General features: G+C 65.4%; 1 protein-coding gene. It reads left to right on the top strand.

All coding sequences use genetic code 11. The features are described 5' to 3' along the window. On the top strand, positions 1-387 hold a 387-nt coding region (locus tag ACYPYD_RS06645), incomplete at its 5' end, for a phytanoyl-CoA dioxygenase family protein (RefSeq protein ID WP_459662553.1). Between the last annotated feature and the right edge of the window lie 99 nt (positions 388-486).

Genomic DNA, 486 nt, shown 5'->3' with positions numbered 1-486 from the left:
CCGCTGATGGTGATCCCCGGATCGCAGCACGTCTTCATCGCCTGCGTGGGCGAGACGCCGGACGATCACTACAAGGCGTCGTTGCGCAAGCAGGAATACGGCGTGCCCGACGAGGACACGCTGGCCGAACTGGCGCACCGTCAGGGCATTGTTGCGCCGACCGGCAGGCCGGGAACGGTGATCGTGTTCGACTGCAACACGATGCACGGCTCCAATGGCAATATCACCCCGTTCCCGCGCGCCAATGCCTTCCTTGTCTACAATGCGGTGAGCAACCGGCTGGAGGCGCCGTTCGCCGCGGCCACTCCGCGTCCGGATTTCATTGCCGCGCGCGAGGTGAAGCCGGTGACGCCGGTGTCCGGCAGCCTCAAAGGAGTACCCGCATGAACGGAACACATTCCGTGGAAAAGATCGGCGGCACTTCGATGGCCGCCACCTCGACGGTGTTCGACAACGTCCTGATCGCCGGGCGCGAGGGCGCGGACC

Source organism: Novosphingobium sp. 11B, assembly GCF_054589055.1.
This window is presented reverse-complemented; position numbering and strand designations above follow the sequence as displayed.